Source organism: Amycolatopsis balhimycina FH 1894 (assembly GCF_000384295.1).
Lineage (GTDB): Bacteria > Actinomycetota > Actinomycetes > Mycobacteriales > Pseudonocardiaceae > Amycolatopsis > Amycolatopsis balhimycina.
On sequence record NZ_KB913037.1, the window covers coordinates 7,477,045 to 7,501,356 of the forward strand.

The following is a 24,312-nucleotide window of genomic DNA, read 5'->3' on the forward strand; positions in this document are numbered from 1 at the left end:
TCCTGAATGAGTCATTCAAGACAGTGGTGGGTCAGCCGTTGGCGGCGATGTCGGCCAGCACCGCGGCGATCGTCCGGACCGGGACCCCGGTGCCGCCCTTGCCGGTGTAGCCCCACGGCGAACCGGTGTTGAACGACGGGCCCGCGATGTCGATGTGGACCCAGTCGAGACCGTCGGCGACGAACTCGCGCAGGAAGATCCCGGCGGCCAGCATGCCGCCCCAGCGGTGACCCGTCACGTTGGCCAGGTCGGCCAGGCGCGAGTCGAGGTCGGCGCGCAGTTCCTCCGGCAGCGGCATCGGCCAGCCGTTCTCGCCGCCGGCCTGCATGATCGCCGCGACGCGGTCGCGGAACTCGTCCGAGCCCATCACGCCGGCGGTCCGGTTGCCGAGCGCGACGACCTGGGCGCCGGTCAGCGTCGAGGTCTCGATCAGGTAGTCCGGGTTCTCCTCGGCGGCGCGCACCATCGCGTCGACCAGCACGAGCCGTCCCTCGGCGTCGGTGTTGAGCACCTCGACGGTCTTGCCGCCGTACATGGTCAGCACGTCACCCGGCCGGTACGACGTCCCCGACGGCAGGTTCTCCGCCAGCGGGATGTGCGCGACGACCTCGAGGGGGTACTTCAGCTTCGCGGCCAGCACGACCGAAGCGAGCACGCCGGCCGCGCCGGACATGTCCGAGGTCATGTGGTCCATGTTCGCGGCGGGCTTGATCGAGATGCCGCCCGAGTCGAACGTGATGCCCTTGCCGACCAGCGCGACCTTCTTGCCCGCCTTGGCCGGCTTGTACGCCAGGCGCAGCAGCCGCGGCGGGCGGGACGAGCCGCCGCCGACGCCGAGGATGCCGCCGAAGCCCTTGCGCTTGAGGGCCTTCTCGTCGAGCACCTCGAACTCGAGGCCGTTGTCCTCGGCCAGCTTCTTCGCGCGGTCGGCGAAGGAGGCCGGGTACAGGTCGTTCGGCGGGGTGTTGATCAGGTCGCGCGCGGTGATGACGGCCTCGGCGATGGTGCTGGCCGCCTTCAGGGTCGCCTTGTGCTCGCGGGCGGTCCCGGCAGTGCCAGTTCCCGGGGTCGCGAAGTCGGCCTTCGCGACCGGGGCGTCGCCCTTTTCGGAGCGGTAGGCGGTGAAGACGTAGGAGCCGAGGATCGTGCCCTCGACGGCGGCCTGCAGGTCGAGCTCGGACAGCGTGACGAACGCGCGGTCGGTGCCGGCCAGCGCGCGGCCGGCGGCGCCCGCGGCGCGGCGGACCTGCTCGGCGGTGACGGCGGCACCTTCCTTGCCCAGGCCGACGGCGAGCACGACGGGCGCCGGGAGCTTGCCCAGCGTCGGGATCTTGACGACCTCTTCGGCCTTGCCGCTCGCACCGAGGGTGGCGAGCAGGCCGGCGAGGCGGCCGTCGAAGGCGGCGTCCACGGCGGCCGCGCCGGGGGCGAGGACCGGGCCGCCCTCGCCGGCGAGAGTGCCGATGACGACCACGTCGGCGCGCGTTTTGGCCAGTGCCTCCCCGGTGTTGTCGGACAGGGCGAGCTTAGGCACGGTCACTTCTGGCTCCTCGCGCGTTTTCTCTGTGGTACCGGGCACCGGCCCGGCCGGGATCGTGAGCCATGCTAATGACGACGGAACCACGGGTGAACACAGGGAGAGGGAGGGCCGCGTGCGGCTGGGCGGCGGGCTGCTGGTCGCGCTGGCGGCCGGGGCGGCGGGCGCGGGCTGGTGGCTGCTCGCCGGTCTGGTGCTGGCGGCGGTGGCCGCCGGGGTGACGGCGCGGGTGCCGGCACCGGGGGATGCCCTGGTGGACCGGGTCGTCGTCGCCGTCGCACGGCTGGCCGAGGTGACGGTCTACGCGATCGCGTTCGGGGCCTACGTCTTCCCGGAGCACCGGGCGGCGGCCGCCGCGGCGTTCGTCGTCGTGGTGACCGGCGCGGGGTTCGCCGGGCTGAAGATCCCGACGATCGTCGTACGGATCACCGGCGCGCTGCTGCTCCTCGCGGGTCTCGGGCTGATCGCGGTGTGCGTCGCGGTGCCGCCGGTGGCGACCGTCGGCGGCGGCCTCCGGCCCCCGGACTTCGCGGGTGTGCTCGTCGCCGCGGTGGTCTTCCTCCCGTTCCTGCGCGCCTGGCGACGCGAGAACGCCGGGTGGCGGGTGCTGCTGCTCGGCGGGGTCGCCGTGCTGGTGGCCTTCGCCGCGCTGTACCAGCTCGGCGCGGTCCGGCTGGGGCTGTCCCCGACCTCGCTGCGGGATCTGCTGTCCGCCGCCGACGCGGACGCCCTGCAGCCGCTGCTCACGGCCGTCGCGGTGGTCGCGACCGTCGTTCCCGCGCTGGTTGCCGGCAGTGACGTCCGGGTGCGGACGGGAGTGCCCGGGATCGTGGCGCGCATCGCCGCCGTGGTGGCCGCGTACCTGCTGCCGGTGCTGCCCGTGCTCGTCGTAGCCGGCCTGGCGACCGTGACCGAGCTGCTACTGGGCGTACGCACGCGCAGGTACAGTGGGACCCGTGAGTGATCGACGCTGGCGGCCGGGGGAGACCGTGGCCGAACGGTTCCACCGCCCCGACGGCTCGATCGGCCAGGTCCACCCGCTGCGCGTCCTCGAAGACGACGGCCGCGTCCTGCTCGCCTGGCTGCCGGCGGGCACGCCGATCATCGGCAGCAGGCTCGCCGACGGTCGCCTGATGCGGGAGGCCCCACTGGACCAGCGGTTCCGCATCCCGCGGGTGGCGGTGCCGGACTTCTGGCACGGTGCGTCGACGCTGCGCCGGATTCCCGAAGACGAGTGGTCTTCGGTCTGGTGGTTCTTCGACCTCGAAGGCCGGTTCAAGAACTGGTACGTCAACCTGGAGATCCCGCTGGGCCGGACGCCGGGCGCGGTCGACCGGATCGACGGCGTCCTCGACGTCGTCGTCGAGCGCGACGGCAGCTGGCGCTGGGACGACGAGGACGAGGCCGAGGCCGCACTCGAGGTCGGGCGTCTGACGCTCGAGCAGTTCGACCGGCTGCGCGCGGAGGGCGAGCGGATCGGCGCGCTGGCCGAACGCGGCGCCTACCCGTTCGACGGGACCGACACCGACTTCCGCCCGGACCCCGGCTGGCCGGCGCCCGAGCTGCCGCCCGGCCTGCCGGCCTCGCTCAGCCCGCGGTCAGGAGAAGGATCAGCGCCAGCACGGCGTTGACGACCGCGAGGATCACCACCGACTTCGTCGGGAGCACCTTCGGGAACGCCTTGCCGTGGATCTTCCGCCACCACACGACGCCGAAGACGCCCCCGACCAGGCCGAGGAAGCCGCCGAAGCCGCTGTCCAGCACGGCCCAGCCGACCATGCCGAGCAGGCCGACGCCGAAGGTCAGCAGCACCGCGGCGACGAACGTCTTGACGTCGGCGCCGGTGGTCTTGGGCCGGGGGACCGGCTCAGTGGAGTGGTAGGTCACAGCGCCATACTAGAGCGGTCACGGCGGCGCTGCGGGATGCCCGGAACACAAGGACGTCCGACTAACGCGCCTCCGACCAAGCGGTATCGTCTAGCCATGACGACCACGACACAGTTCGCCCATGTCCCGCACCCGAGTCCTGCGAGCGCGGACCGTGTCGCGGAGGTACTCGCCGCCCCCGGGTTCGGGGTGTACTTCACCGATCACATGGTGACCGTGAAGTGGTCGAAGGCGCAGGGCTGGCACGACGCGCAGGTCGGTCCGTACGCCCCCTTCACGCTCGACCCGGCGACTTCGGTGCTGCACTACGGCCAGGCGATCTTCGAGGGCCTCAAGGCCTACCGCCAGCCGGACGGCTCGATCGCGTCGTTTCGCCCGGACGCCAACGCCACCCGGTTCCGGCAGTCGGCCGAGCGGCTCGCCATGCCGCAGCTGCCCGAAGACGTCTTCATCGAGTCGCTTCGGGAGCTCGTTGCCGTCGACAGCCGGTGGGTGCCCACCCGGCAGGGTGATTCGCTGTACCTGCGCCCGTTCATGATCTCGACGTCCACCGGGCTCGGCGTCAACAGCCCGGCCGCCGACTACGTGTACACGGTCATCGCGTCCCCGGCCGGGTCGTACTTCTCGGGCGGGGTCAAGCCGGTCAGCGTCTGGCTGTCCACCGAGTACGTCCGCGCGGCCCCCGGCGGCACCGGCGCGGCCAAGTGCGCCGGCAACTACGCGGCGTCGTTCGTGGCGCAGGCACAGGCCGTCGAAAAGGGCTGCGACCAGGTGGTCTGGCTCGACGCGGTCGAGCGGCGCTGGGTCGAGGAGATGGGCGGGATGAACCTGTTCTTCGTCTTCGGTTCCGGCGAGAACGCCCGGCTGGTGACGCCGGAGCTGACGGGTTCGCTGCTGCCCGGCGTCACGCGCAAGTCGTTGCTGCAGCTGGCTTCGCGGCTCGGGTACAAGGTCGAGGAGCGCCGGATCTCCACCGACGAGTGGGAGAAGGCGGCGGCGTCCGGTGAGCTGACCGAGACGTTCGCCTGCGGCACCGCGGCGGTGATCACCCCGGTCGGGCACGTCAAGCACGCGAACGGCGAGTTCACGATCGCCGACGGGCAGCCGGGCGCCCTGACGATGAAGCTGCGCGAAGAGCTGACGGGCATCCAGGACGGCACCCGCCCCGACGCCGACCACTGGATGGTCAAGCTCGGCTGAGCGTTTAGCGGAAAAGCCGTGAATGGCACATTGAGGGACTTAGAGTCCCTCAATGTGCCATTCACGGCTTTCAGGGTCAGGAGGCCGGCGCGGCGATCAGCGGGCCGGAAACCCCGGCTTGGTCGTGGGTGGCCGTTTCGGCGAGGACGCGGGCGGCCATCATCAGCAGCGGCAGCGCCGTGACCGCGCCGGTGCCTTCGCCCAGGCGGACGTCCAGCTCCAGCAGCGGGCCGAGGTCGAGGTGCTCCAGGGCGAGGGCGTGGGCGGGTTCGGCCGTCCGCTGGCCCGCCACCCACCAGCGGCGCGCGCCCGGGGCGAGGTCTTCGGCGACGAGCGCCGCGGCGCACGTCACCAGGCCGTCCAGGATCACCGGCGTCCGGCGGGCCGCGGCCTGGGCGAGGAAGCCGGCCATCGCGGCGATGTCCGCGCCGGCCGTGGTGCGCAGGAGGCCGACGGGGTCGGCCAGCACCGCGCGGGCCCGGCGCAGCGCGTCGCGCACCGCGGTGGCCTTGCGCATCCAGGCGTCGTCGTCGATGCCGGACCCGCGGCCGACGACGGCGACCGGCTCGCTGCCGGTCAGCGCCGCGACGAGCACCGACGCCGGCGTGCTGTTGCCGATCCCGAGGTCGCCGGGGATCAGCAGGTCGGCACCGCCGTCGACCTCGGCGTCGGCGATCGCGATCCCGGCGCGGACGGCGGCCTTGGCTTCGTCGGCGGTCAGCGCGTCTTCGACGTCGATGGAGCCGGAGCCGCGGCGGACCTTGAACTCGCCGATCGAGCGGGTCGCCGGGGCTTCGGTGTCGACGGCCAGGTCGACGACGCGCACGCTCGCGCCCGCGGCGGCGGCCAGGACGTTGATCGCGGCCCCACCGGTGAGCATGGTGCCCAGCAGCTGCGCGGTGACCTCGGCGGGATAGGCGGAGACGCCCTTCGCGGCAATGCCGTGGTCCCCGGCGAAGACGACGACGCGCGGCCGGGTGAACGGCCGCGGCGGCGACTGCCCCTGGCAGGCGGCGATCCAGACGCCCAGCTCTTCGAGCCGCCCCAGCGAACCGGCGGGCTTGACGAGCTTGCCGTGCAGCGCGATCGCCGCGGACCGGGCGTGGTCGTCGGGCGGGGTGATCTCGGGGAACTCGATGTTTTCCGGCTCCACACCTGGCCCTTTCTCTGGCACGGCAACGCTGTGGCCAACCTACCGGGCAGGGGTGGCCGGTAGTCTCGCGGCTCGTGGAGACGACGGCGGCCGCGGTGGTGCTGGCCAGTGGCGCGGGGACCCGCGTCGGCGCGAAGCTGAACAAGGTCTACCTGCCCCTGGCGGGCCGGCGCGTGGTCGCCTGGTCGCTGGACGCCTTCCGGCGCGTCCCGGGGATCGGCGTGCTCGTGCTCGTCATCCGGCCGCAGGATCGGGAACTCGCCGAAGAAGTGGCCGGCGATGGCATCGAGATCGTGTACGGCGGCGACACGCGCCAGGCGTCCGAGCTGAACGCGCTGCGCCACCTCGCCCCGAGAATTGCAGGCGGCCGGGTCGACGCCGTGCTGCTGCACGACGCGGCCCGGCCGCTGGTCCACCCCGAGCTGATCGGTGCGGTTTTGGCCCGGACACGCGAGGACGGGGGGGCTGTGCCGGGCCTGGCCGCGGACGACGTCTTCGGGGTGGATGCCGGGCACCTGGTCGCCCAGGTGCCCGGCGCGATCCGCGTCCAGACGCCTCAGGGCTTCCGGGCGGGACCGCTGCTCGAGGCCTACGAGAAGGCCGAGCGCGAAGGCTTCGTGGGTACGGACACTTCGTCGTGCATGGAGCGGTTCTCCTCCCTGCCGATCCGCTGGGTCCCGGGGGCTCCCGAGAACCTCAAGATCACCTACCCCCACGACCTGGTGGCCGCGGAGCGGCTGCTCGCCCGCTGAGCCCGCGAACGGCTAGGCGCACGCGGGCGGGCCGCCGTCGTCCCCCTCCCGGTCCGGCTCGGGCGTGATGTTCGTCGGCCGGATGGTGACGTCGTGCCGCAGCTCGGCCGGGACGTGACAGCCGGGCTGCGGGCGCAGCGCCTGCAGCGGCGCGCCCGGGGTGCCGGGCTCCGCCAGGGTGAGGACCGCCCGCAGCGTCCAGACGGGGGTGGCGTGGTACTGCCAGGTGACCACCCGCGGGCTGAACACGTCCGTGCCCGGGAAGGTCGGTACCCGGTAGGCGCTGGCCCGGTGTTCGTCGCGGAGGATGATGACGTCCGCGCAGGTCGGCCACCGGTGCACCGCCGCGTAGATCTCCGGCGCCTCGCGGCCGCCGAACAGGTGCAGCACCCAGTTGCGGCGCCGGAGTTCCTCGAGGAGTTCCTCGAGGCCCTGGCCGCTGGAGCCGCTGTGCGATGTGGGCGGGGACACACTTTCGAGGGTAGCTTGTGCACTAGAACACAGTCCAGTGTGTGTACTAGTACACCTGGGTGGTTCTGAACAGGCCTTTGTGTGTCACCCTCCGGCGTGCTAGAACACTTGTGCGTGTTGTCCCTGTGAGGAGCCGCCTTGCCCACCCTCGACCGTCCTGAGCCGCCGTACCTGCAGATCGCGGGCCGGATCCGTGACGACATCCTGTCCGGCCGGCTGCAGGAGGGCGACTCGGTGCCGTCCGCCCGCGAAATCGCCCGCACCTGGGCCGTCGCGATGGCAACGGCCACCAAGGTGCTGGCCACCCTCCGCTCGCAGGGCCTCGTGCGCCCGGTGCGCGGCGTCGGCACGGTCGTCGACCGCGGCGGCCTGCACCGCACAGCTCGTGATCGCACCACGGCCACGGCCCGGACGGGCCGGATCTACCCGCCCGGCCACTACGCCGTGATCCGGTCGGCCGGCCTCGAACCGGCGTCCGAACGCGCCGCGGCCGCGCTGGGCCTGGAGGAAGGCGCCCCGGCGATCCGCCGCTGCCGAACCACCTACGGGCCGGACTCCCGGCCGCTGTCGACGTCGACGTCGTGGTTCGACGGCGCGCTGTCGGCCAAGGCGCCGGCGCTGCTGGTGCCGGAGCGGATCGTCGAGGGCACCGCAGCCCACGCGGCGGCCCGGCTCGGCACGAAGATCGCGACCACGCAGGAACGGCACGCGGCGGGCCGCGCGGGCGCGGAGGAGGCCGCTGAGCTGGGGCTGCCGGCGGGATCGCCGGTGCTGCTCGGCCGGAGCACCTTCCTGGCGGCCGCCGGGACGGTCGTCGAGTACGGTGAGTCCGCCGCCTTGCCCGACCACTGGGTTTTCTACGAGTACACGACTGAGGACGGCGAATGAAGCACATCCACGCGGGCAAGGTCCGCGACCTGTACGAACTCGACGGCGGGGACATCCTGCTGGTCGCGTCCGACCGGGTCTCGGTCTACGACGTCTCGCTGCCGACGCCGATCCCGGACAAGGGCAAGCTGCTCAACCAGCTGTCCGCGTGGTGGTTCGAGCGGATGCGCGACGTCGTCCCGAACCACGTCGTGTCGACCACCGACGTGCCGGCGGAGTTCGCCGGGCGCGCGATGCGCTGCAAGCCGCTGAAGATGGTCCAGGTCGAGTGCATCGCGCGCGGCTACCTCGCCGGCCTCGGCCTGCGGGAGTACCAGCGCGACGGGAAGATCTCGGGCGTCGCGCTGCCGCCGGGCCTGGTCGAGGGCGACAAGCTGCCGGAGCCGATCTTCACGCCCACGACGAAGATCTCCGACACCGGCCACGACGAGTTCATGACCTTCGACGAGGTGCTGAACGAAATCGGCGAGGACACCGCGAAGCGGCTTCGCGACCTCACGCTCGAGATCTACACGAAGGGCGCCGAACATGCCCTGGCCCAGGGCGTCATCATCGCCGACACCAAGCTGGAGTTCGGCTTCGACGCCGACGGCACGCTGACCCTCGGCGACGAGGTCCTGACGTCGGATTCCTCGCGGTTCTGGCCCGCCGGCGAGTGGGAGCCGGGCCGCCCGCAGCACGCCTTCGACAAGCAGTTCGTGCGGGACTGGTCGCGGAGCACGGGCTGGGACCAGACCCCGCCCGGGCCGGAGATCCCGGCGGACATCGTCGAGCAGACGCGGCGGCGCTACACCGAGGTCTACGAGCGGATCACCGGGAAGACCTGGGTCCGTGGGTGAGTACGACCCGTACCGGTTGATCGACGACGTCGAAAGCCTGCTCGTCTCGCACGGTCTGACGCCGTCGCGCGTGCCGGGGCGCGGAGGCGATCGGCTGGCCGGGGCCGGCCGCCTCCTGCGCGGGTTCGGGCTCGAGCCCCGGATGGCCCCCGAGGACGCGTTCGACCTCGACGTCCCCTACCAGGCGCGGATCACCCAGGACTGAAAGCCGTGAATGGCACATCGAGGGACTTCAAGTCCCTCGATGTGCCATTCACGGCCTTGGCGTCAGGGGCTCTTGGTCAGGCCGGCGTCGCGCTCGACGACGTCGCCGAGGACGTCGTCGATGGCCGTCAGCAGGTCGGCGTCGAGCTTCTTGCCGGCGGCCTTGACGTTGTCGTGCACCTGCTCGGGCCGCGAGGCGCCGATGATCGCGGACGCGACGTTCGGGTTCTGCAGCACCCACGCGACGGCGAGCTGAGCCATCGACAGGCCCGCGTCCTTGGCGAGGGGTTCGAGCTCGGCGACGCGCTTGAGGACGTTCTCGTCGAGGAAGCGGGCGACCATGTTCGCGCCGCCCTTCTCGTCGGTGGCCCGCGAACCGGCGGGGTACTCCTGACCGGGCTTGTACTTGCCGGTGAGCACGCCCTGCGCGATCGGCGACCAGACGATCTGGCTCAGCCCCTCGCGCTCGGAGGCCGGGACGACCTGGTCTTCGATGACGCGCCAGAGCATGTTGTACTGCGGCTGGTTCGACACGAGCGGGACCCGCAGCTCCCGGGCCAGCGCCGCGCCCCGCGTGATCTGGTCGGCGGTCCACTCGGAGACGCCGACATAGAGCACCTTGCCTTGGCGCACCAGGTCGGCGAAGGCGAGCATGGTCTCTTCCAGCGGCACGGTCCGGTCGAACCGGTGCGCCTGGTAGAGGTCGAGGTAGTCGGTGCCGAGCCGCTTCAGGGACGCGTTCGCGGACTCGATGACGTGCTTGCGCGAAAGGCCCTTGTCGTTGGGGCCCTTGGGACCGGTGGGCCAGTAGACCTTGGTGAAGATCTCCAGGCTTTCGCGCCGCTGGCCCTTTAGCCCGCGCCCGAGCACGGACTCGGCGGCGGTGTTGGCGTAGGCGTCGGCGGTGTCGAAGGTGGTGATGCCGGCGTCCAGCGCCGCCTTGATGCAGGCGTGGGCCTGGTCCTCCTCGACCTGGGAACCGTGGGTGAGCCAGTTCCCGTACGAGATCTCACTGACGTTGAGGCCGCTACGGCCGAGACGACGAAACTCCATGGCGCCAGCCTAGGCGGTAATCGTTTGCTTTGCTAACGACTCGACGGTGACTCCGGCCGCAAGCAGCGAGAAGCCGGGCGAAACACGCGTTTCGCCCGGCTTCTCGGAAACTGCTCAGTTCGGGATCGGGTCGCCCGGCTTCAGCCGCGGCTTCGGTACCCGCAGCGGCCGGATCTGGGACGCCCGGACGAACGCGTACATGCCGATCGTCCGGCCGGCCACCGTCTCCTTCGGGAACTTCTCCCGCGCCAGCTTCACGATCTTGCGGCCGTTCACGAACCCCTCGATCGCCATCACCAGCAGCATCGCCGTGCACAGCATCGTGACGTACGTCTGCACCTGGGGCAGCGGCACCAGCAGCGTCAGGAACACCACGATGGCCAGCGGCATGAACAGGCCGAGGAGGTTGCGCCGGCTGTCGACCAGGTCGCGGACGTACGCCTTGACCGGCCCGCGGTCGCGCACCGGCAGGGCGCTGTCGTCACCCCGCATCATGGCGTCGCGGCGGGCCTTCGCGGCCGCCTTGCGCTCTTCCTTGCTCTGCGGGTTGGCCTTGCGCAGTTCCTTGTTGCGCTTCATCGCCTCGCGCATGGTGGTGGGCGGCGGGGCCACCGGGCCGCGTCGCTTCGCCTCCGCTTCGCGGCGCTTCGGCGTAGCCTTGCCCTTACCGGGCGTGAACGCCTTGCCGCTGACGTCGGCGGCATCCGTCGTCTCCGGCTCTTCGGCGGCGGTGTCTGTGGTGCTTCGGCGCAGGAACCTCACCTCACCAGGGTATTGCAGGCGTCACGCCGCCGTTCACCAGGGCGATCCATGTGCGACGATGGCAGGGGAACAGATCGGACTTCCCGCGTGTTGAACACGTCAGCACGAGGAGTGTCCGTAGCGAGTTCGAACCTAGAGGGAGTGCCATGACGACCGCTGAGCACGTCGGCGCGACGCAGGCCGAGACCGCCGAGGAGACCCACGGCGTCACGTTGACCGACGCCGCGGCCGCCAAGGCGAAGGCCCTGCTCGAGCAGGAAGGCCGCGACGACATGCACCTGCGCATCGCCGTCCAGCCGGGTGGCTGCGCGGGCCTGCGCTACCAGCTGTTCTTCGACGAGCGCACGCTCGACGGTGACCTGTTCCGCGACTTCGACGGCATGAAGGTCGCCGTGGACCGGATGAGCGCGCCGTACGTCTCGGAAGCCGTCATCGACTTCGTGGACACGATCGAGAAGCAGGGCTTCACGATCGACAACCCGAACGCCACCGGCTCCTGCGCCTGCGGCGACTCGTTCCACTGAGTCTCGGCGCACCGAGTCACCCGAAAAGGCCCCGCCCTCCGACGAGGAGGCGGGGCCTTTCGCTTGCTCCGGAAAATTCCCTGGTCCGGAAATTCTCAGACGTAGGCGTCGAGCTCCGCCACCTGGGCGTGGCACGCTTCGTCGACTTGCCACGGCTTGGCCGTGACACGGGGCAGCGGCAGGCTCTCGGCCTGCAGCGTTGCCGGGATGAGCGCGCAGTCGGCGATCAGCTCGGACAGGGTTTCGGGTTCGGTGACGGCGTTCACGATTCGTAACGGTATTGATCGCGACTCGACTGGAGAAGGAGTACCAGCCGGTAGTGTCGGGTGGTACGCGCGAACTACCCGGATGGGTCATGACCCGGGGGTAACTTCGCGCCTTTTGCCGTGAGGCCGAACACGAAGGAGCAGCCGGTGGCAGACAGGGCCAGGATCGCGGTGTCCGGCAGTATCGCGACCGACCACCTCATGCATTTCCCGGGCAGGTTCGCCGAACAGCTGGTCGCCGAGCAGCTGCACCGGGTCTCGCTGAGCTTCCTCGCCGACGACCTCGTGGTCCGGCGCGGCGGCATCGGCGCGAACATCGCGTTCGGTCTCGGCGTCCTCGGCGTCCAGCCGGTGCTCGTGGGTGCCGTGGGTGCCGACTTCGCCGACTACCGCTCCTGGCTGGAGCGCCACGGTGTGGACACGTCCGGAGTGCACGTCTCCGAGGTCGCGCACACCGCGCGGTTCGTCTGCACGACCGACGAGGACCTCTGCCAGATCGCGACGTTCTACGCCGGCGCGATGGCGGAATCCCGCAACATCGAGCTGCAGCCGATCGCCGAGCGCGTGGGCGAGCTGAGCCTGGTGCTGATCAGCCCGGACGACCCCGAGGGCATGGTCCGCCACGCCGAGGAGTGCCGGCAGCGCGGGTACGCCTTCGCGGTCGACCCGTCGCAGCAGCTGGCCAGGATGACGGGCGAGCAGGCGCGCGAGTTCGTCGCCGGCGCGAAGTACCTGTTCAGCAACGACTACGAGTGGGAGCTGCTGCTCCAGAAGACCGGCTGGACCGAGGCCGACGTCCTCGGCCAGGTCGCCATGCGGATCACGACGCTGGGGGAGAAGGGTGTCGAGATCGTCGGCGCCGACGGCGTCGCGCTGCAGATCGGCGCGGTCCCCGAGCGCGCCAAGGCCGACCCGACCGGCGTCGGCGACGGCTTCCGCGCGGGCTTCCTGGCCGGCCTCGACGGCGGCCTCGCCGTCGAGCGCGCCGCCCAGCTCGGCTCGCTGATCGCGGTATTGGTGCTGGAGACGGTCGGCACGCAGGAGTGGACGTTCGACCGCGCCGAGGCACTGGCCCGCATCGGCGAGGCCTTCGGCCCGGACGCGGCGGAGGAGATCTCGGTGGTCCTGCCCGCCGCCTAGGTCCCGTAAAAGCCGTGAAGGCCACCTTCAGGAACTTCAAGTTCCTGAAGGTGGCCTTCACGGCTTTTACGCCGGGGTCAGAGCTTGACCGGGTACACCGGCTCCGGGATCTCGGGCTTGATGCGGTGCTCGACGAAGATGCCGTGCCACAGCATGAACACCAGCAGCGCCCACAGCTGGCGGCTGCGGTCCAGCTGGCCCTCCTTGTGCTCGTCCAGCATCGCGAGGACGGCTTTCTTGTCCAGCAGCTCGTCGGTCTTCGAGTCGTTGATGATGCCCTTGGCCCAGTCGTACATCTCGTTGCGCAGCCACAGCCGGATCGGCACCGGGAAGCCGAGCTTGCGCCGGTTCAGCACGTGCGCCGGGATGATCTTCGCGAGCGCCTGGCGCAGCGCGTACTTCGTGGTGCCGTGCGTGAGCTTCTGGTCCAGCGGGATGCTCGCGGCGACCTCGAACACCTCGGGGTCGAGGAACGGCACCCGCAGCTCGAGCGAGTTCGCCATGGTGACCTTGTCGGCCTTGACCAGGATGTCGCCGCGCAGCCACGTGTAGAGGTCGACGTGCTGCATCCGGGCCACCGGGTCCCAGCCGCGGGAGACGTCGTACCACTGCGCCGTGACGTCCTTGAAGCCGACGCCTTCCCGGTAGGTGCGCAGGACCGCGCGCAGCTGGTTGTCGCGGAAGTTGCGGGCGTTGCCGTAGTAGCGGTCCTCCAGCGGCAGCGCGCCGCGGCGCAGCAGGTCCTTGCCGCGGGTGCCCTCCGGGATCTTCGTGGAGACCTTGCCCAGCAGCTTCCGCACGCCGCCCGGGATCTTCTCGAACGGCGCCAGCGAGATCGGCTCGTTGTAGACGGTGTAGCCGCCGAACAGCTCGTCCGCGCCCTCGCCCGAGAGCACCGCCTTGACGTGCTTGCGGGCTTCGCGGGCGATGAACCACAGCGGGACCAGCGCCGGGTCGGCCACCGGGTCGTCGAGGTACCAGACGATGAGCGGCAGCAGCTCCATCATCTCGTCCGCCGACACCGTGCGGACCACGTGCTTCACGCCGATCGCGGCGGCCGTCTCGGCGGCGACGTCGACCTCGGAGTAGCCCTCGCGCTCGAACCCGGTGGTGAACGCGATCAGGTTCGGGTTGTGCTCCTTGGCCAGCGTGCAGGTGGCCGTGGAGTCGATGCCGCCCGACAGGAAGGCACCCACGGTGACGTCCGGGTCGGAGATCATGTGCTTGCCGACCGAGTCGCGCATCACGTCGGCGATGCGCTGGTACAGCTCCTCGGCCTCGGCGGGCCCGTTGACCGGCTTCGCCGCGAACTGCGGGTGGAAGTAGCGGGTGAACTTCACCTCACCGCCGGGAGCGACCTCGAACGACGTGCCGGACTCGACGCGCCGGATCGCCGTGTGCAGCGACTCGGGCTCGGGCACGTACTGCAGCACCAGGTAGTGCTGCAGGGCCGTGCGGTCCAGCTCCTGGCCGACGCCGAGGACGCCGGTCAGCTCCAGCAGGCTCTTCTTCTCGCTGGAGAACGCCACCCCGCCGGACCCGGCCGCGTAGTACAGCGGCTTGATCCCGAACGGGTCCCGCGCGCCGAAGACGACCTTCTCCTGCGAGTCCCAGATCATGAAGGCGAACATCCCGCGCAGCCGCTTGACCCAGTCGGCGCCCAGGTAGTGGAAGCCGGCGACGATGGCTTCGCCGTCGCCCTCGGTCTCGAACTTCGCGCCGTGCTTTTCGGCCAGTTCCGCGCGCAGCTCGAGGTAGTTGTAGATCTCGCCGTTGAAGTTCATCGTGTAGCGGCCCGGCGCCTCCGGCGGACCCCAGACCAGCGGCTGGTGCGCGTGCTCGACGTCGATGAAGGCGAGGCGGTTGAAGCCGTAGACGACTTCGGCGTCGGCCCAGGTGTCCTGCTCGTCGGGCCCGCGGTGGCGCTGGCAGCGCATGGCCGCGCCGACGGCTTCACGCGCGTTCGCCGCGCCGGTCTCGGTCGCGCAGATCAGTCCAAGCAGGCCGCACACGGGTACTCACACACCTTCAGGGCGTCATCGGGCTGGGAAGGGCCCAGTATGCCGGGACCCTGGTGGCGAGTAACACTCGCGTCGTCGGTTACCCCTTGGTCAGCGGAGCGTGCCAACTCGGCTAGGCTCCGCCTGTCACGAAGATCGGTCGTAGGAGGCTCTGGGTGAAAGGGCGAGGCGCAGTGGGACAACCCGAGCGCACCCTGGGGAAGCGGACCGTGCGCGTAGCCGCGCTGGCCGTGCTGGTCGCGTTGACCGCGACGGGCTGCTCCGGCGACGAGATCCTGCGGTTCGGCTGGCCGGTCGGCGTCACGCAGCAGGCCGACGAGATGCGCACGCTGTGGACCTGGACCGTGGTCGCCGCGCTGGTCGTCGGCGTCATCGTGTGGGGCCTGATCTTCTGGACCGCGACGTTCCACCGCAAGAAGAAGACCGCCGACGGCGAGCCGGAGGAGCTGCCCCGGCAGTTCCAGTACAACATCCCGCTCGAGATGTTCACCGTCGTCGTCCCGACGATCATGGTCGTGGTGCTGTTCGTCTTCACGTACATGACGCAGACGGATGTCCTCAAGAAGGTCGACAACCCGGACGTCAAGGTCCAGATCGTCGCCTTCCAGTGGAACTGGGAGTTCAAGTACGAGGACGCCAACGCGGCGAAGCCGAACGGTGGCGGGCAGGTCAGCACGGTCGGCTCATCCGGCGAGATCCCGCTGCTGGTGCTCCCGGTCGGCAAGACCATCCAGTACGACCTGGTCTCCACCGACGTCATCCACTCCTTCTGGGTCCCGGAGTTCCACTTCAAGCGGGACGTCTTCCCGAACCCGGACAAGAACAACCAGGACAGCTCGTTCCAGAACAAGATCGACCGCGAAGGCTCCTTCGTCGGCCGGTGCGCGGAGCTGTGCGGTACTTACCACTCGGTGATGAACTTCGAGGTCCGAGCGCTGTCGGCGGACAAGTTCGACCAGTACATCGCGCTGCGCAAGCAGATGAACCCGGCCACCGGCCAGACGTTCACCGCGGCCGAGGCGCTGGCGAAGATGAACTGTGGCGAGCTGTGCACCCCGCACGCGGTGACCACCCAGCCGTTCAACACCGACCGCACGGCGCGGACCGCGTCGAACTGACGCCCGGAAGCGACAACAGGAGTAGGGAAAGACCATGAAGGTCGAAGCGCGGATTTTCTTCATCGTGGCGGGCTTCGCCGTGCTCATGGCGGCCGCGTACTGGGCGTGGGCCGTGCTGGATTCCGACTTCGGTGGCAGGCCCGAGCCGGTGGGCATCGTCGCGCTGATCCTGACCGGCGGGCTGGCCTTCCTGGCGGGCAGCTACATGCAGTTCGTCGCCCGCCGCATCGAACCGCGTCCGGAGGACCGCGAGGACGCGGAAATCAGCGACGGCGCGGGCGAGCTGGGCTTCTTCAGCCCGGGCAGCTACTGGCCGATCGGCATGGCGGCCACCGCCGCCCTCGCCGCCGTCGCGCTGGCGTTCTTCCACATCTGGCTGCTGGTCATCGCGCTGGTCGCGCTGCTCATCACGATCGGCGGACTGGTGTTCGAGTACCACACGGGCCCGTCGCACGACTGACCCGAGCTTTCCGGACCGGCCGTCGCACTTCGGTGCGGCGGCCGGTTTCGTGTTCGAGGGTGCCCGTGACGCCATGAACGACTCTTTCCTGTCATCCGACGACAGGAAAGAGTCGTTCATGACGTTTCAGCCCCGGAACGCGGCCCGGTAGGACGACCCACCACGACGGTGGCGCTGCTCTCCTACGTCTACCCGGTGGTCGCCGTGCTGGTCGACATCGCCTTCTACGGCCACCGCCCCGGCTGGCCGGAAGCACTGGGCATGCTCGCGGTCCTCGCCGCCGCACTGGCCCCGCAACGCGGCCGCCGTCCGGCTCCGGAAACCCGCCCGGAACCGGCCCGGCAAACGTGATCAGACCCGTGACTCGCGTGATCGGGGACGTAACCCGCGTGATTGAGGCCGGAACTCGCGAGTTCCGGCCTCAATCACGCGAGATCCGGGTTCAGTCACGCGAGTTCCGGCTCGGAACACGCGGGTTACGGGTCAGGTGAAGGCGATCCAGCGGTCCAGGAGCGCGGCCGCGGCTCCCGAGTCGATGGCTTCGGCCGCCCGGGTCAAGCCGGTGCGGAGGTCGTCCTCGAGGGTCTCCGAGAAGCCCGTGAAAGCCGCCAACGCGGCCGCCGCGTTGATCAGGACCGCGTCGCGGACCGGGCCCGGCTTGCCGCCCACCAGGTCGCGGACGACCTCGGCGTTCGCCGCCGCGTCGCCGCCGCGCAGGTCCTCGGCCGTCGCGCGGGGGATGCCCAGCCCGGCGGGGTCGAGGGTGCGTTCGGTGACCGTGCCGCCGGAGACCACCAGCACCGTCGACGTCGTCGTCGTGGTGATCTCGTCGAGGCCGTCGTCGCCGCGGACCACCAGGGCACGCGTGCCGCGGCGGGCGAACGTCTCCGCCAGCACCCACGTCTTGTCCTGGTACGCGCAGCCGATCAGCGCGGCACCCGGCTGGGCCGGGTTGGTCAGCGGGCCGAGCAGGTTGAACGTCGTGGGAATGCCGAGCTCGCTGCGCACCGGGCCGGCGTGCCGCAGTGCCGGGTGGAACGCCGACGCCAGGAAGAACCCGATGCCGACCTCGGTCAGGCTGCGCTGCACGTCCTCCGGCGGCAGGCTGATCCGCACGCCGAGCGTTTCCAGCACGTCCGCCGCGCCCGACTTCGACGACGCGCTGCGGTTGCCGTGCTTGGCCACCGGCGCGCCGGCCGCCGCCGTGACGATCGCCGCCATCGTCGAGATGTTCACCGAGTTGGAGCCGTCGCCGCCGGTGCCGACGATGTCGACCGCCGGGCGGTCCAGCTCCACCCGCCGGGCGTGCGCCAGCATCGTGGCCGCCATCCCGGCGATCTCCTCGGGCGTCTCGCCCTTGGCGCGCAGCGCCACCGCGAACCCGGCGATCCGGGCCGGGCTCGCCGCGCCGCTCATGATCTGGTCCATCGCCCACGCCGTGTCCTCCGCGGAGAGGTCGGCGCCCGCGATGAGCTGCTTGAGCAGGGGTGGCCAGGTGCGGGGGACCGGGGTGGTCACCGGCTCAGCCGTTCACGACGGGGACCCGTCGCGCGCGCAGCACGTCGGCGACGGTCTCCGCGGCGGTCAGCGGGTCCAGCGGGTGCACCAGCACGGCGTCCGCCTGCGACCAGGTGGCCAGCCACCGGTCGTCCTTGCGCCGCACCGCGATCACGATCGGGGGACACTCGGCGATTTCACTCTTGAGCTGGCGGCAGAGGCCGATGCCGCCGGTCGGCTGCGCCTCGCCGTCGAGGATCGCCAGGTCGACGTTCCCGGCGTCCACCTCGGACAGCACGTCGGCGATGCCGTCCGCCTCGACGTAGTCCACGCGCGCCAGGTCCGCGGCGGGCCGGCGGCCGACCGCGTTCACGATCGCCTCGCGCACCTCCGCCTTGTGGCTGAACACCAGGACCCGCATCGACCGCTCGCCCATCAGGCACGCCTCCGTCTCGCTACTGCACGTCTGAGCCGATCGTATCGGCCGAGACCGACATCACGCGGGCGCCTCCGGCTGGAGCGCGTCCCAGCCCAGCGCGTCGCCGCCCAGCCGCTGCGCCAGGCCCGCCATCCGCGACCGTTCCTGGGCGCAGTGCAGGGCGTCGAGCACCTGGACGCGGACCGCGAGCACTCGCGCCAAGTCCTCCGAAGGGGTCTGTTCCCGCAGCTCATAGCCGTCCTGGGCGAGGATCGACGCCGCCTCCTCGAGCCGGTCCGGTGGGAGCAGCAGGTGGTGCCGCAGGACGGCCGGTGCCGTGCTGACCCAGGTGGGTGAACCGGCCAGGACCGCGGAGTCCGCGACGACCGGGTCGAAGGCCTCGGCGACGATCTTCAATCCCGGCGTCTCAGCGGTCAGACCGGGCGTTTCCCGCTTCTTGACCAGGTCAAGCAGGCGGTCGAGTAAACCCATGAGTAGCTCTCACCTTCCCGGGCATCCGGTGTGATCGGTTACGCAGACGACCCGCCGTGGACCCACCCGGCGGAGCGGTGGTGCGAGAGGACATAATGCGACGCGTGACAACGGCAGCTCCCACCATCAGTCAGCGGGTCCACTCGCTGAACCGGCCGAACATGGTCAGTGTCGGCACCATCGTGTGGCTTTCCAGCGAGCTGATGTTCTTCGCCGGACTGTTCGCGATGTTCTTCACCGTCAAGGCGCAGAACGCGACCGGCCAGTGGCCGCCGCCGCTGCACGGCGAGAAGTTCGAACTCAACGTGCTGTACGCGATCCCGTTCACCGTGATCCTCGTGCTGTCCTCGCTGACCTGCCAGTTCGGCGTGTTCGCCGCCGAGCGCGGCGATGTCTACGGGCTGCGCCGCTGGTACATCATCACGTTGATCATGGGCGCGATCTTCGTCGGTGGCCAGGCCAACGAGTACCACAACCTGGTCGAAGAGGGCATGACGATCCCGTCCGGCCCGTTCGGCACGGTCTTCTACCTCGCGACCGGCTTCCACGGCCTGCACGTCATCGGCGGGCTCATCGCCTTCGTGTACCTGCTCATCCGCACGAAACTGAGCAAGTTCACGCCCGCCCAGGCCACGTCGGCGATCGTCGTGTCCTACTACTGGCACTTCGTCGACATCGTGTGGGTCGGCCTGTTCGGTGTGATCTACCTCCTGCCGTGAGGGGCTCACCCCCAGCCGCCACCACCTTCACCATCGGCCTGAACTGACAGCAAGGGTTGCCGCAAGATGACCACCAGCACCAAAACCTCGGAGCGCCGGTACCGCGCGCGGTCGAAGCTGCGGAGGCGGTTCGCCGGCCTGCTCGCGCTCGGCATCGCGCTGGTGGGCGCCGGCGCCCTGTACGCCGTGTTCGCCCCGGAGCCGCAGACCGCGCAGGCCCAGGGCACGCCGGCGCAGCTGCGTCTCGGCGAGCAGGTCTACAACAACACCTGCATCGCCTGCCACGGCGCGAACCTCGAGGGTGTGAAGGACCGCGGGCCGAGCCTGATCGGCATCGGTGACGCCGCGGTGTACTTCCAGACTTCTTCGGGCCGGATGCCCGCCGCGCGCCAGGAGGCGCAGATCGAGCGGAAGCCGCCGAAGCTGACCGAGGCCGAGATCGACGCGGTCGGCGCCTACATCCAGGCGCACGGCGGCGGCGTCCAGCGGCCCGCCGAGAAGGGCGAGGCCCTCCGCGGCGACGACCCGGCCCGCGGTGGCGAGCTGTTCCGCCTCAACTGCGCGTCGTGCCACAACTTCACCGGCCGCGGCGGCGCGCTGTCGGCCGGCAAGTACGCGCCGAACCTGGACCCGGCCAGCGAAGAGCAGATCTACACGGCCATGCTCACTGGCCCGCAGAACATGCCGAAGTTCTCCGACCGGCAGCTGTCGCCGGAGGAGAAGAAGGACATCGTCGCCTACGTGAAGTCGGTGTCGGACGGCAACAATGACCCGGGTGGTAACGGCCTCGGCGGGGTCGGCCCCGCTTCGGAGGGCGTCATCGCCTTCATCGTCGGGATCGCCGCGCTGATCGGCGTGACGTTGTGGATTGGATCGAAGGCATGAGTGCCGAGGGGCCGAAGCCGCCGACGGAGGCGGAGCTGGCTGAGATGGACCGTGACCAGCTGGTCAAGCTGGGTGGGGCGCTCGACGGCGTCGAGATCGTCGAGTACCCGACCCCGTGGCCCGTGGAGGGCACCCGGGCGGAGAAGCGGGCGGAGCGCCTGGTCGCGTTCTGGTTCGCGCTGTCCGCGCTGGCCGGGCTCGGGTTCGTCGTTTCGCTGATCTGGTGGCCGTGGAAGTACGAGGCGCCGGACAACGAGAGCGGCCACTTCTGGTACAGCCTCTACACCCCGATGCTCGGCATCACGCTCGGCCTGTCCATCCTCGGCCTCGGCATCGGCGTGATCCTGTACACGAAGAAGTTCGTGCCCGCCGAGGTCGCGGTGCAGCAGCGGAGCGACAACGACGGCGAGGGGTCGGCCGAGGTCGACCGCGCGACGATCCTCGCGCACCTGGCCGACGCCGGGAGCCGCAGCACCATCGCCCGCCGGTCGCTGATCAAGCGCTCGGCGATCGCCGGTGCGGGCGCGCTGGGTCTCGCGGCCGCCGCGCTGCCGATCGCGTCGTTCATCAAGAACCCGTGGAAGGACAGCGAGTCCCGCGACTCGCTGTGGCACACCGGCTGGAAGCCCAACTTCCCCGGCGAGAAGGTCTACCTGCGCCGCAACACCGGCAAGCCCCTCGAAAAGGGCGAGAAGGCCAGCCTGGTCAAGGCCGAGGACCTCGACGCCGGCGCGATGGAAACGGTCTTCCCGTACCGCGACTCCGAGAAGGACGACCCGGAGGCGCTGGCCAAGGCGCTGACCCGCGTCGACAACCCGGTCATGCTGATCCGCCTGCGCTCGACCGACGCCGCCAACGTGGTCAAGCGGGCCGGCCAGGAGGACTTCAACTTCGGCGACTACTACGCGTACACGAAGATCTGCAGCCACGTCGGCTGCCCGACCTCCCTGTACGAGCAGCGGACCAACCGCATCCTGTGCCCGTGCCACCAGTCGCAGTTCGACGCGCTCCACTACGCCAAGCCGATCTTCGGCCCGGCGACGCGGCCGCTGGCCCAGCTACCGATCACGGTGGACGAAGAGGGATACTTGATCGCGCGAGGCGACTTCATCGAGGCCATCGGTCCGGCCTTTTGGGAGCGTAAGTCATGAGTTCACTCACCACGCCGACCAAGGGGTCGAGCGCCGTGGAGCGGCACGTGGGCGAGGCCGCGAACAACGCCGACCAGCGGTACCACCTGGCCAAGGGCCTGCGGCACCAGATGAACAAGGTGTTCCCGACCCACTGGTCGTTCCTGCTGGGCGAGATCGCGCTCTACAGCTTCATCATCCTGCTGCTCACCGGTGTGTACCTGACGCTGTTCTTCGACCCCTCCATGCAGGAGGTCGTCTACCACGGCAGCTTCAAGAACATGCAGGGCCTGGAGATGTCCCAGGCGTTCCGCACGACGCTGGACATCTCGTTCGACGTCCGCGGCGGCCTGTTCATGCGGCAGCTGCACCACTGGGCCGCGCTGATCTTCGTCGCGTCGATGGCCGTGCACATGCTGCGCATCTTCTTCACCGGCGCGTTCCGGCGGCCGCGTGAGGCGAACTGGGTGATCGGTGGCCTGCTGCTGATCCTGGGCTGCTTCGAGGGCTTCTTCGGCTACTCCCTGCCGGACGACCTGCTGTCGGGCACCGGTATCCGCGCGACGCTGTCGGGCATCGTGCTCTCGGTGCCTGTCATGGGCACCTGGATCCACTGGGCGCTGTTCGGCGGGGAGTTCCCCGGCGACGTGATCATCCCGCGCCTGTACACGCTGCACATCCTGCTGCTGCCGGGCATCATGCTCGCCCTGGTCGGGGCGCACCTGGCGCTGGTCTGGTACCAGAAGCACACGCAGTTCCCGGGCGTGCGCCGCAAGGAGACCAACGTCGTCGGCGTCCGGATCATGCCGTACTTCGCGCTCAAGGGCGGGGCGTTCTTCACGCTGGTCATCGGCGTGCTGGCGCTGATGTCGGGCCTGTTCCAGATCAACCCGGTGTGGAACTTCGGCCCGTACAACCCGGCGCAGGTGTCGGCGGGTTCGCAGCCCGACTGGTACATGGCCTGGGCCGACGGCATGCTCCGGATCTGGCCGGCGTGGGAGGTCTACCTCGGGAACTACACGATCCCGGCGGTGTTCTTCCCCGGCGCGGTCGGCATGCCGCTCCTGATCGGCCTGCTGCTGGCCTACCCGTTCATCGAGCGGAAGCTGTCCAAGGACACCGCGCACCACAACCTGCTCCAGCGGCCCCGTGACGCCCCGGTCCGCACGGCGCTGGGCGCGATGGCGCTGGGCTTCTTCATGGTCATCGAGCTGTCGGGCTTCAACGACATCATCGCCGACAGCTTCGACATCTCCCTGAACGCGACGACGTGGGCGGGCCGCATCGGCGTGCTGATCGTGCCGCCGATCGCGTACTACCTCACCTACCGCCTCTGCCTGGGCTTGCAGCGGGCCGACCGCGAGGTGCTGGAGCACGGCGTCGAGACGGGCATCATCAAGCGGCTGCCGCACGGTGAGTTCATCGAGATCCACCAGCCGCTCGCCGGTGTCGACAGCCACGGCCACGCGATCCCGCTCGAGTACCAGGGCGCGTCCGTGCCGAAGAAGATGAACAAGCTGGGCTCGGCCGGGCAGGCCGTTCCGGGCACGTTCTGGTCGCCGGACCCCGCCGAGGAGACCACCGCGTTGCAGCGGGCTCACGGCGACGGGCACGGCAACGGCCACTCGGTCACCCAGGGCGAGCCGGGCGAGTTCGAGAGCATCGAGACGGCCGAGGCCGCCAAGCGCTCCGAGCACTAGCAGTTGACGCCGAAGCCGCCCTCCGGAAGTCGCGGAGGGCGGTTTCGGCGTTCAGCGGCTTGACGTATGGGGCGTTGGAGGACCTCGGTCAGTCCTCGACGCCGATCGCGAAGGCCGACTCCGTGTCGGCGCGGGAGTACGACCGGAACGCGATGTGCGTGACGGTGTCCAGCACCCCCGGCACCTTGCCGATCCGGCCGGGGATCAGGTCGGCCAGCTCTTCGTGCGCGGAGACCTTCACGGTGGCGATGAGGTCGACGTCCCCGGCGCACGAGTAGACCTCGCCGACGCCCTCGATGTCGGCGATCGCCTGCGCCGCGTCCGGGATCGCGTCCGCCTCTACCTGGATCAGCACGATCGCGGTGATCACCTGGGTCCTCCAAGACTCGTCTTCGGGTGTCGCCCGCGATCCTAGTGAGCCCTACGCCGCGGTGTGTGCCAGCCAGTGCTCGGCGAGGGCGTGGTCGCCGGTGACCGTGACGCGGTCCGCGGGCAGGCGCCGGGTCAGCACGAGCAGGAGGTCTTCCACCGGACCGGCCAGCGTGACGTCCGCGGGTTCGCCGTCCCGCGTCCACCGCACGCCGCCGGGGGTGCGGTGGACCAGCCAGCCCGGGCCGTCGTCCGGGGCCAGCCGGAGGGTCTGGCCGGTGCCGCGCAGTTCGGCGAAGCCGGGCCTGAGGCTCGCCGTGACCGGGTTGGCCAGCAGCTCCAGCCACTCGCTGATCGCGTCGGCCGCGTGGTCCGGCGCGACGGTGAAGGCGGTGCCCGTGGCGAGTGCCGCGTCGGCGTGGTGGACGGTGGTGTCGTGGAGCATCCGGCGCAGCCAGAACCGGGCCGGCTGGGGGCCGAAGAACGTCCACACCGGAGTTTCGCCGGAAGCGCGGACCGCTTCTTCGAGCTCCGCGGCGCCCTGGAGCAGCCAGTCGGACCATTTCTCGGGGGAGCCGGGGTCGGCGTCGAACGGGTCCGGGACCGGCGACGGGCCGGACCGGACGATGCCGGCGGCCCAGCGGTGGGCCTGGCCGATGTGACCGGTCAGCACCCGCAGCGGCCACTCCGGGCAGGTGGGGACGAGGGTGTCCGGGTCGGCTTGCGTTGCCGCGTAGGCGAATCCGGCGGTGTGTTCGTGGAGCCCCTCGGCGAGTCTCGCGTTGTCCATGGCCGTACCGTAGGAACTCCACCCGGCTGGAGGTTCG

The 24,312-nt window shown here is 70.3% G+C and carries 28 protein-coding genes and 1 pseudogene; 16 read left to right on the forward strand and 13 right to left on the reverse strand.

Annotated elements, in window-relative coordinates; all coding sequences use genetic code 11:
• Positions 1 to 31: 31 nt before the first annotated feature.
• On the reverse strand, positions 32 to 1,540 hold the full coding sequence (locus A3CE_RS0134440; RefSeq protein ID WP_020644649.1) for a leucyl aminopeptidase: 1,509 nt from the start codon (positions 1,538 to 1,540) through the stop codon (positions 32 to 34).
• Between the two features lie 112 nt (positions 1,541 to 1,652).
• Between A3CE_RS0134440 and A3CE_RS0134445 the strand changes: the two genes are divergently transcribed.
• Together A3CE_RS0134445 and A3CE_RS0134450 are read left to right on the forward strand one after the other, a co-directional pair.
• Positions 1,653 to 2,501, forward strand: a complete 849-nt coding sequence (locus tag A3CE_RS0134445; protein ID WP_020644650.1) for a hypothetical protein — start codon at positions 1,653 to 1,655, stop codon at positions 2,499 to 2,501.
• Positions 2,494 to 3,168 carry a ribonuclease FAU-1 family protein gene (locus A3CE_RS0134450; RefSeq protein ID WP_185839882.1) on the forward strand — a complete coding sequence of 225 codons (675 nt, stop codon included), beginning with the start codon at positions 2,494 to 2,496 and terminating at the stop codon, positions 3,166 to 3,168. The genes A3CE_RS0134445 and A3CE_RS0134450 overlap by 8 nt, the downstream gene beginning before the upstream one ends.
• Here A3CE_RS0134450 and A3CE_RS0134455 read toward each other — a convergent pair.
• Entirely contained in the window at positions 3,125 to 3,424 is a 300-nt protein-coding gene (locus A3CE_RS0134455; RefSeq protein ID WP_020644652.1) for a hypothetical protein, read from the reverse strand. The two genes, A3CE_RS0134450 and A3CE_RS0134455, sit on opposite strands and share 44 nt — an antisense overlap.
• A gap of 96 nt (positions 3,425 to 3,520) precedes the next feature.
• On the opposite strand from A3CE_RS0134455, the gene A3CE_RS0134460 reads away from it, so the two are divergent.
• Positions 3,521 to 4,624, forward strand: coding sequence for a branched-chain amino acid aminotransferase (locus A3CE_RS0134460; RefSeq protein ID WP_026469142.1), 1,104 nt, complete (start codon positions 3,521 to 3,523; stop codon positions 4,622 to 4,624).
• A gap of 76 nt (positions 4,625 to 4,700) precedes the next feature.
• Here the strand turns inward: A3CE_RS0134460 and cobT are convergent, their stop codons facing one another.
• Positions 4,701 to 5,777: a nicotinate-nucleotide--dimethylbenzimidazole phosphoribosyltransferase gene (gene cobT / locus A3CE_RS0134465; RefSeq protein ID WP_020644654.1), complete on the reverse strand. Its 1,077-nt coding sequence runs from the start codon at positions 5,775 to 5,777 to the stop codon at positions 4,701 to 4,703.
• Between the two features lie 74 nt (positions 5,778 to 5,851).
• On the opposite strand from cobT, the gene A3CE_RS0134470 reads away from it, so the two are divergent.
• The gene (locus tag A3CE_RS0134470; RefSeq protein ID WP_020644655.1) at positions 5,852 to 6,529 is read left to right on the forward strand and encodes an IspD/TarI family cytidylyltransferase; all 678 of its coding nucleotides are present in this window, start codon (positions 5,852 to 5,854) and stop codon (positions 6,527 to 6,529) included.
• 12 nt (positions 6,530 to 6,541) lie between these two features.
• On the opposite strand, the gene A3CE_RS0134475 is transcribed toward A3CE_RS0134470, so the two are convergent.
• A complete protein-coding gene (locus A3CE_RS0134475) occupies positions 6,542 to 7,000 on the reverse strand; it encodes a hypothetical protein (protein WP_020644656.1) in 459 nt (152 codons plus the stop codon).
• Between the two features lie 138 nt (positions 7,001 to 7,138).
• Here A3CE_RS0134475 and A3CE_RS0134480 point away from each other — a divergent pair, with 138 nt between their 5' ends.
• From A3CE_RS0134480 to A3CE_RS0134490, 3 genes are read left to right on the forward strand one after another with little or no spacing between them, the layout of a single operon-like run.
• The gene (locus A3CE_RS0134480; protein WP_020644657.1) at positions 7,139 to 7,888 is read left to right on the forward strand and encodes a GntR family transcriptional regulator; all 750 of its coding nucleotides are present in this window, start codon (positions 7,139 to 7,141) and stop codon (positions 7,886 to 7,888) included.
• A complete protein-coding gene (locus tag A3CE_RS0134485; RefSeq protein WP_020644658.1) occupies positions 7,885 to 8,727 on the forward strand; it encodes a phosphoribosylaminoimidazolesuccinocarboxamide synthase in 843 nt (280 codons plus the stop codon). The genes A3CE_RS0134480 and A3CE_RS0134485 overlap by 4 nt, the downstream gene beginning before the upstream one ends.
• Entirely contained in the window at positions 8,720 to 8,932 is a 213-nt protein-coding gene (locus A3CE_RS0134490) for a hypothetical protein (RefSeq protein WP_020644659.1), read from the forward strand. The genes A3CE_RS0134485 and A3CE_RS0134490 overlap by 8 nt, the downstream gene beginning before the upstream one ends.
• Before the next feature lie 62 nt (positions 8,933 to 8,994).
• Here the strand turns inward: A3CE_RS0134490 and A3CE_RS0134495 are convergent, their stop codons facing one another.
• Together A3CE_RS0134495 and A3CE_RS0134500 are read right to left on the reverse strand one after the other, a co-directional pair.
• Complete coding sequence (locus A3CE_RS0134495) at positions 8,995 to 9,984, reverse strand: aldo/keto reductase family protein (protein WP_020644660.1); 990 nt, start codon at positions 9,982 to 9,984, stop codon at positions 8,995 to 8,997.
• 114 nt (positions 9,985 to 10,098) lie between these two features.
• Positions 10,099 to 10,746, reverse strand: a complete 648-nt coding sequence (locus A3CE_RS0134500; RefSeq protein ID WP_020644661.1) for a DUF3043 domain-containing protein — start codon at positions 10,744 to 10,746, stop codon at positions 10,099 to 10,101.
• A gap of 146 nt (positions 10,747 to 10,892) precedes the next feature.
• On the opposite strand from A3CE_RS0134500, the gene A3CE_RS0134505 reads away from it, so the two are divergent.
• The gene (locus A3CE_RS0134505) at positions 10,893 to 11,270 is read left to right on the forward strand and encodes a HesB/IscA family protein (RefSeq protein ID WP_020644662.1); all 378 of its coding nucleotides are present in this window, start codon (positions 10,893 to 10,895) and stop codon (positions 11,268 to 11,270) included.
• A gap of 95 nt (positions 11,271 to 11,365) precedes the next feature.
• Here A3CE_RS0134505 and A3CE_RS57520 read toward each other — a convergent pair whose 3' ends face one another.
• The gene (locus A3CE_RS57520; protein WP_020644663.1) at positions 11,366 to 11,536 is read right to left on the reverse strand and encodes a hypothetical protein; all 171 of its coding nucleotides are present in this window, start codon (positions 11,534 to 11,536) and stop codon (positions 11,366 to 11,368) included.
• A 147-nt stretch (positions 11,537 to 11,683) separates the two neighbouring features.
• Between A3CE_RS57520 and A3CE_RS0134515 the strand changes: the two genes are divergently transcribed.
• Positions 11,684 to 12,676 carry a carbohydrate kinase family protein gene (locus tag A3CE_RS0134515; protein WP_026469143.1) on the forward strand — a complete coding sequence of 331 codons (993 nt, stop codon included), beginning with the start codon at positions 11,684 to 11,686 and terminating at the stop codon, positions 12,674 to 12,676.
• Positions 12,677 to 12,753: 77 nt separating this feature from the next.
• Here A3CE_RS0134515 and asnB read toward each other — a convergent pair whose 3' ends face one another.
• On the reverse strand, positions 12,754 to 14,688 hold the full coding sequence (gene asnB, locus A3CE_RS0134520; protein WP_020644665.1) for an asparagine synthase (glutamine-hydrolyzing): 1,935 nt from the start codon (positions 14,686 to 14,688) through the stop codon (positions 12,754 to 12,756).
• Between the two features lie 182 nt (positions 14,689 to 14,870).
• On the opposite strand from asnB, the gene ctaC reads away from it, so the two are divergent.
• From ctaC to A3CE_RS0134535, 3 genes and pseudogenes are all read left to right on the forward strand, one after another.
• Positions 14,871 to 15,815 (forward strand): aa3-type cytochrome oxidase subunit II, encoded by a 945-nt coding sequence (ctaC, locus tag A3CE_RS0134525; protein WP_020644666.1) that lies wholly within the window; start codon positions 14,871 to 14,873, stop codon positions 15,813 to 15,815.
• Positions 15,816 to 15,849: 34 nt separating this feature from the next.
• On the forward strand, positions 15,850 to 16,275 hold the full coding sequence (locus A3CE_RS0134530) for a cytochrome c oxidase subunit 4 (RefSeq protein ID WP_020644667.1): 426 nt from the start codon (positions 15,850 to 15,852) through the stop codon (positions 16,273 to 16,275).
• Between the two features lie 156 nt (positions 16,276 to 16,431).
• Positions 16,432 to 16,626: pseudogene (locus tag A3CE_RS0134535) on the forward strand (DMT family transporter); the annotation flags it as partial.
• Positions 16,627 to 16,758: 132 nt separating this feature from the next.
• Here the strand turns inward: A3CE_RS0134535 and trpD are convergent.
• The 3 genes from trpD to A3CE_RS0134550 are packed head-to-tail and all read right to left on the reverse strand — an operon-like array spanning position 16,759 to position 18,682.
• Positions 16,759 to 17,793 carry an anthranilate phosphoribosyltransferase gene (gene trpD, locus A3CE_RS0134540; RefSeq protein WP_020644669.1) on the reverse strand — a complete coding sequence of 345 codons (1,035 nt, stop codon included), beginning with the start codon at positions 17,791 to 17,793 and terminating at the stop codon, positions 16,759 to 16,761.
• 4 nt (positions 17,794 to 17,797) lie between these two features.
• Positions 17,798 to 18,208, reverse strand: a complete 411-nt coding sequence (locus A3CE_RS0134545; RefSeq protein WP_020644670.1) for a response regulator — start codon at positions 18,206 to 18,208, stop codon at positions 17,798 to 17,800.
• A gap of 60 nt (positions 18,209 to 18,268) precedes the next feature.
• Entirely contained in the window at positions 18,269 to 18,682 is a 414-nt protein-coding gene (locus tag A3CE_RS0134550) for a hypothetical protein (RefSeq protein WP_020644671.1), read from the reverse strand.
• Between the two features lie 95 nt (positions 18,683 to 18,777).
• On the opposite strand from A3CE_RS0134550, the gene ctaE reads away from it, so the two are divergent.
• The 4 genes from ctaE to qcrB all read left to right on the forward strand — a co-directional run bounded on the left by ctaE (position 18,778) and on the right by qcrB (position 23,116).
• Positions 18,778 to 19,401, forward strand: a complete 624-nt coding sequence (gene ctaE / locus A3CE_RS0134555) for an aa3-type cytochrome oxidase subunit III (protein WP_043791243.1) — start codon at positions 18,778 to 18,780, stop codon at positions 19,399 to 19,401.
• Positions 19,402 to 19,467: 66 nt separating this feature from the next.
• Positions 19,468 to 20,286: a cytochrome bc1 complex diheme cytochrome c subunit gene (qcrC, locus tag A3CE_RS0134560; RefSeq protein ID WP_020644673.1), complete on the forward strand. Its 819-nt coding sequence runs from the start codon at positions 19,468 to 19,470 to the stop codon at positions 20,284 to 20,286.
• Positions 20,283 to 21,437 carry a cytochrome bc1 complex Rieske iron-sulfur subunit gene (gene qcrA / locus A3CE_RS0134565; RefSeq protein WP_020644674.1) on the forward strand — a complete coding sequence of 385 codons (1,155 nt, stop codon included), beginning with the start codon at positions 20,283 to 20,285 and terminating at the stop codon, positions 21,435 to 21,437. Before qcrC ends, qcrA begins: the two co-directional genes overlap by 4 nt.
• A complete protein-coding gene (gene qcrB, locus A3CE_RS0134570) occupies positions 21,434 to 23,116 on the forward strand; it encodes a cytochrome bc1 complex cytochrome b subunit (protein ID WP_020644675.1) in 1,683 nt (560 codons plus the stop codon). The genes qcrA and qcrB overlap by 4 nt, the downstream gene beginning before the upstream one ends.
• A gap of 88 nt (positions 23,117 to 23,204) precedes the next feature.
• Here the strand turns inward: qcrB and A3CE_RS0134575 are convergent, their stop codons facing one another.
• Entirely contained in the window at positions 23,205 to 23,486 is a 282-nt protein-coding gene (locus tag A3CE_RS0134575) for an Lrp/AsnC family transcriptional regulator (RefSeq protein ID WP_020644676.1), read from the reverse strand.
• 51 nt (positions 23,487 to 23,537) lie between these two features.
• The gene (locus A3CE_RS0134580) at positions 23,538 to 24,275 is read right to left on the reverse strand and encodes a maleylpyruvate isomerase family mycothiol-dependent enzyme (protein ID WP_020644677.1); all 738 of its coding nucleotides are present in this window, start codon (positions 24,273 to 24,275) and stop codon (positions 23,538 to 23,540) included.
• Between the last annotated feature and the right edge of the window lie 37 nt (positions 24,276 to 24,312).

Bases quoted from the DNA above. Each gene is read 5' to 3' on its own strand.
- A3CE_RS0134460 (WP_026469142.1), top strand. From the start codon at position 3,521: ATGACGACCACGACACAGTTCGCCCATGTCCCGCACCCGAGTCCTGCG.
- A3CE_RS0134485 (WP_020644658.1), top strand. From the start codon at position 7,885: ATGAAGCACATCCACGCGGGCAAGGTCCGCGACCTGTACGAACTCGAC.
- A3CE_RS0134495 (WP_020644660.1), bottom strand. From the start codon at position 9,984: ATGGAGTTTCGTCGTCTCGGCCGTAGCGGCCTCAACGTCAGTGAGATC.
- A3CE_RS0134505 (WP_020644662.1), top strand. From the start codon at position 10,893: ATGACGACCGCTGAGCACGTCGGCGCGACGCAGGCCGAGACCGCCGAG.
- A3CE_RS0134530 (WP_020644667.1), top strand. From the start codon at position 15,850: ATGAAGGTCGAAGCGCGGATTTTCTTCATCGTGGCGGGCTTCGCCGTG.
- A3CE_RS0134545 (WP_020644670.1), bottom strand. From the start codon at position 18,208: ATGGGCGAGCGGTCGATGCGGGTCCTGGTGTTCAGCCACAAGGCGGAG.
- A3CE_RS0134550 (WP_020644671.1), bottom strand. From the start codon at position 18,682: ATGGGTTTACTCGACCGCCTGCTTGACCTGGTCAAGAAGCGGGAAACG.
- ctaE (WP_043791243.1), top strand. From the start codon at position 18,778: ATGCGACGCGTGACAACGGCAGCTCCCACCATCAGTCAGCGGGTCCAC.
- qcrC (WP_020644673.1), top strand. From the start codon at position 19,468: ATGACCACCAGCACCAAAACCTCGGAGCGCCGGTACCGCGCGCGGTCG.
- qcrA (WP_020644674.1), top strand. From the start codon at position 20,283: ATGAGTGCCGAGGGGCCGAAGCCGCCGACGGAGGCGGAGCTGGCTGAG.
- qcrB (WP_020644675.1), top strand. From the start codon at position 21,434: ATGAGTTCACTCACCACGCCGACCAAGGGGTCGAGCGCCGTGGAGCGG.
- A3CE_RS0134580 (WP_020644677.1), bottom strand. From the start codon at position 24,275: ATGGACAACGCGAGACTCGCCGAGGGGCTCCACGAACACACCGCCGGA.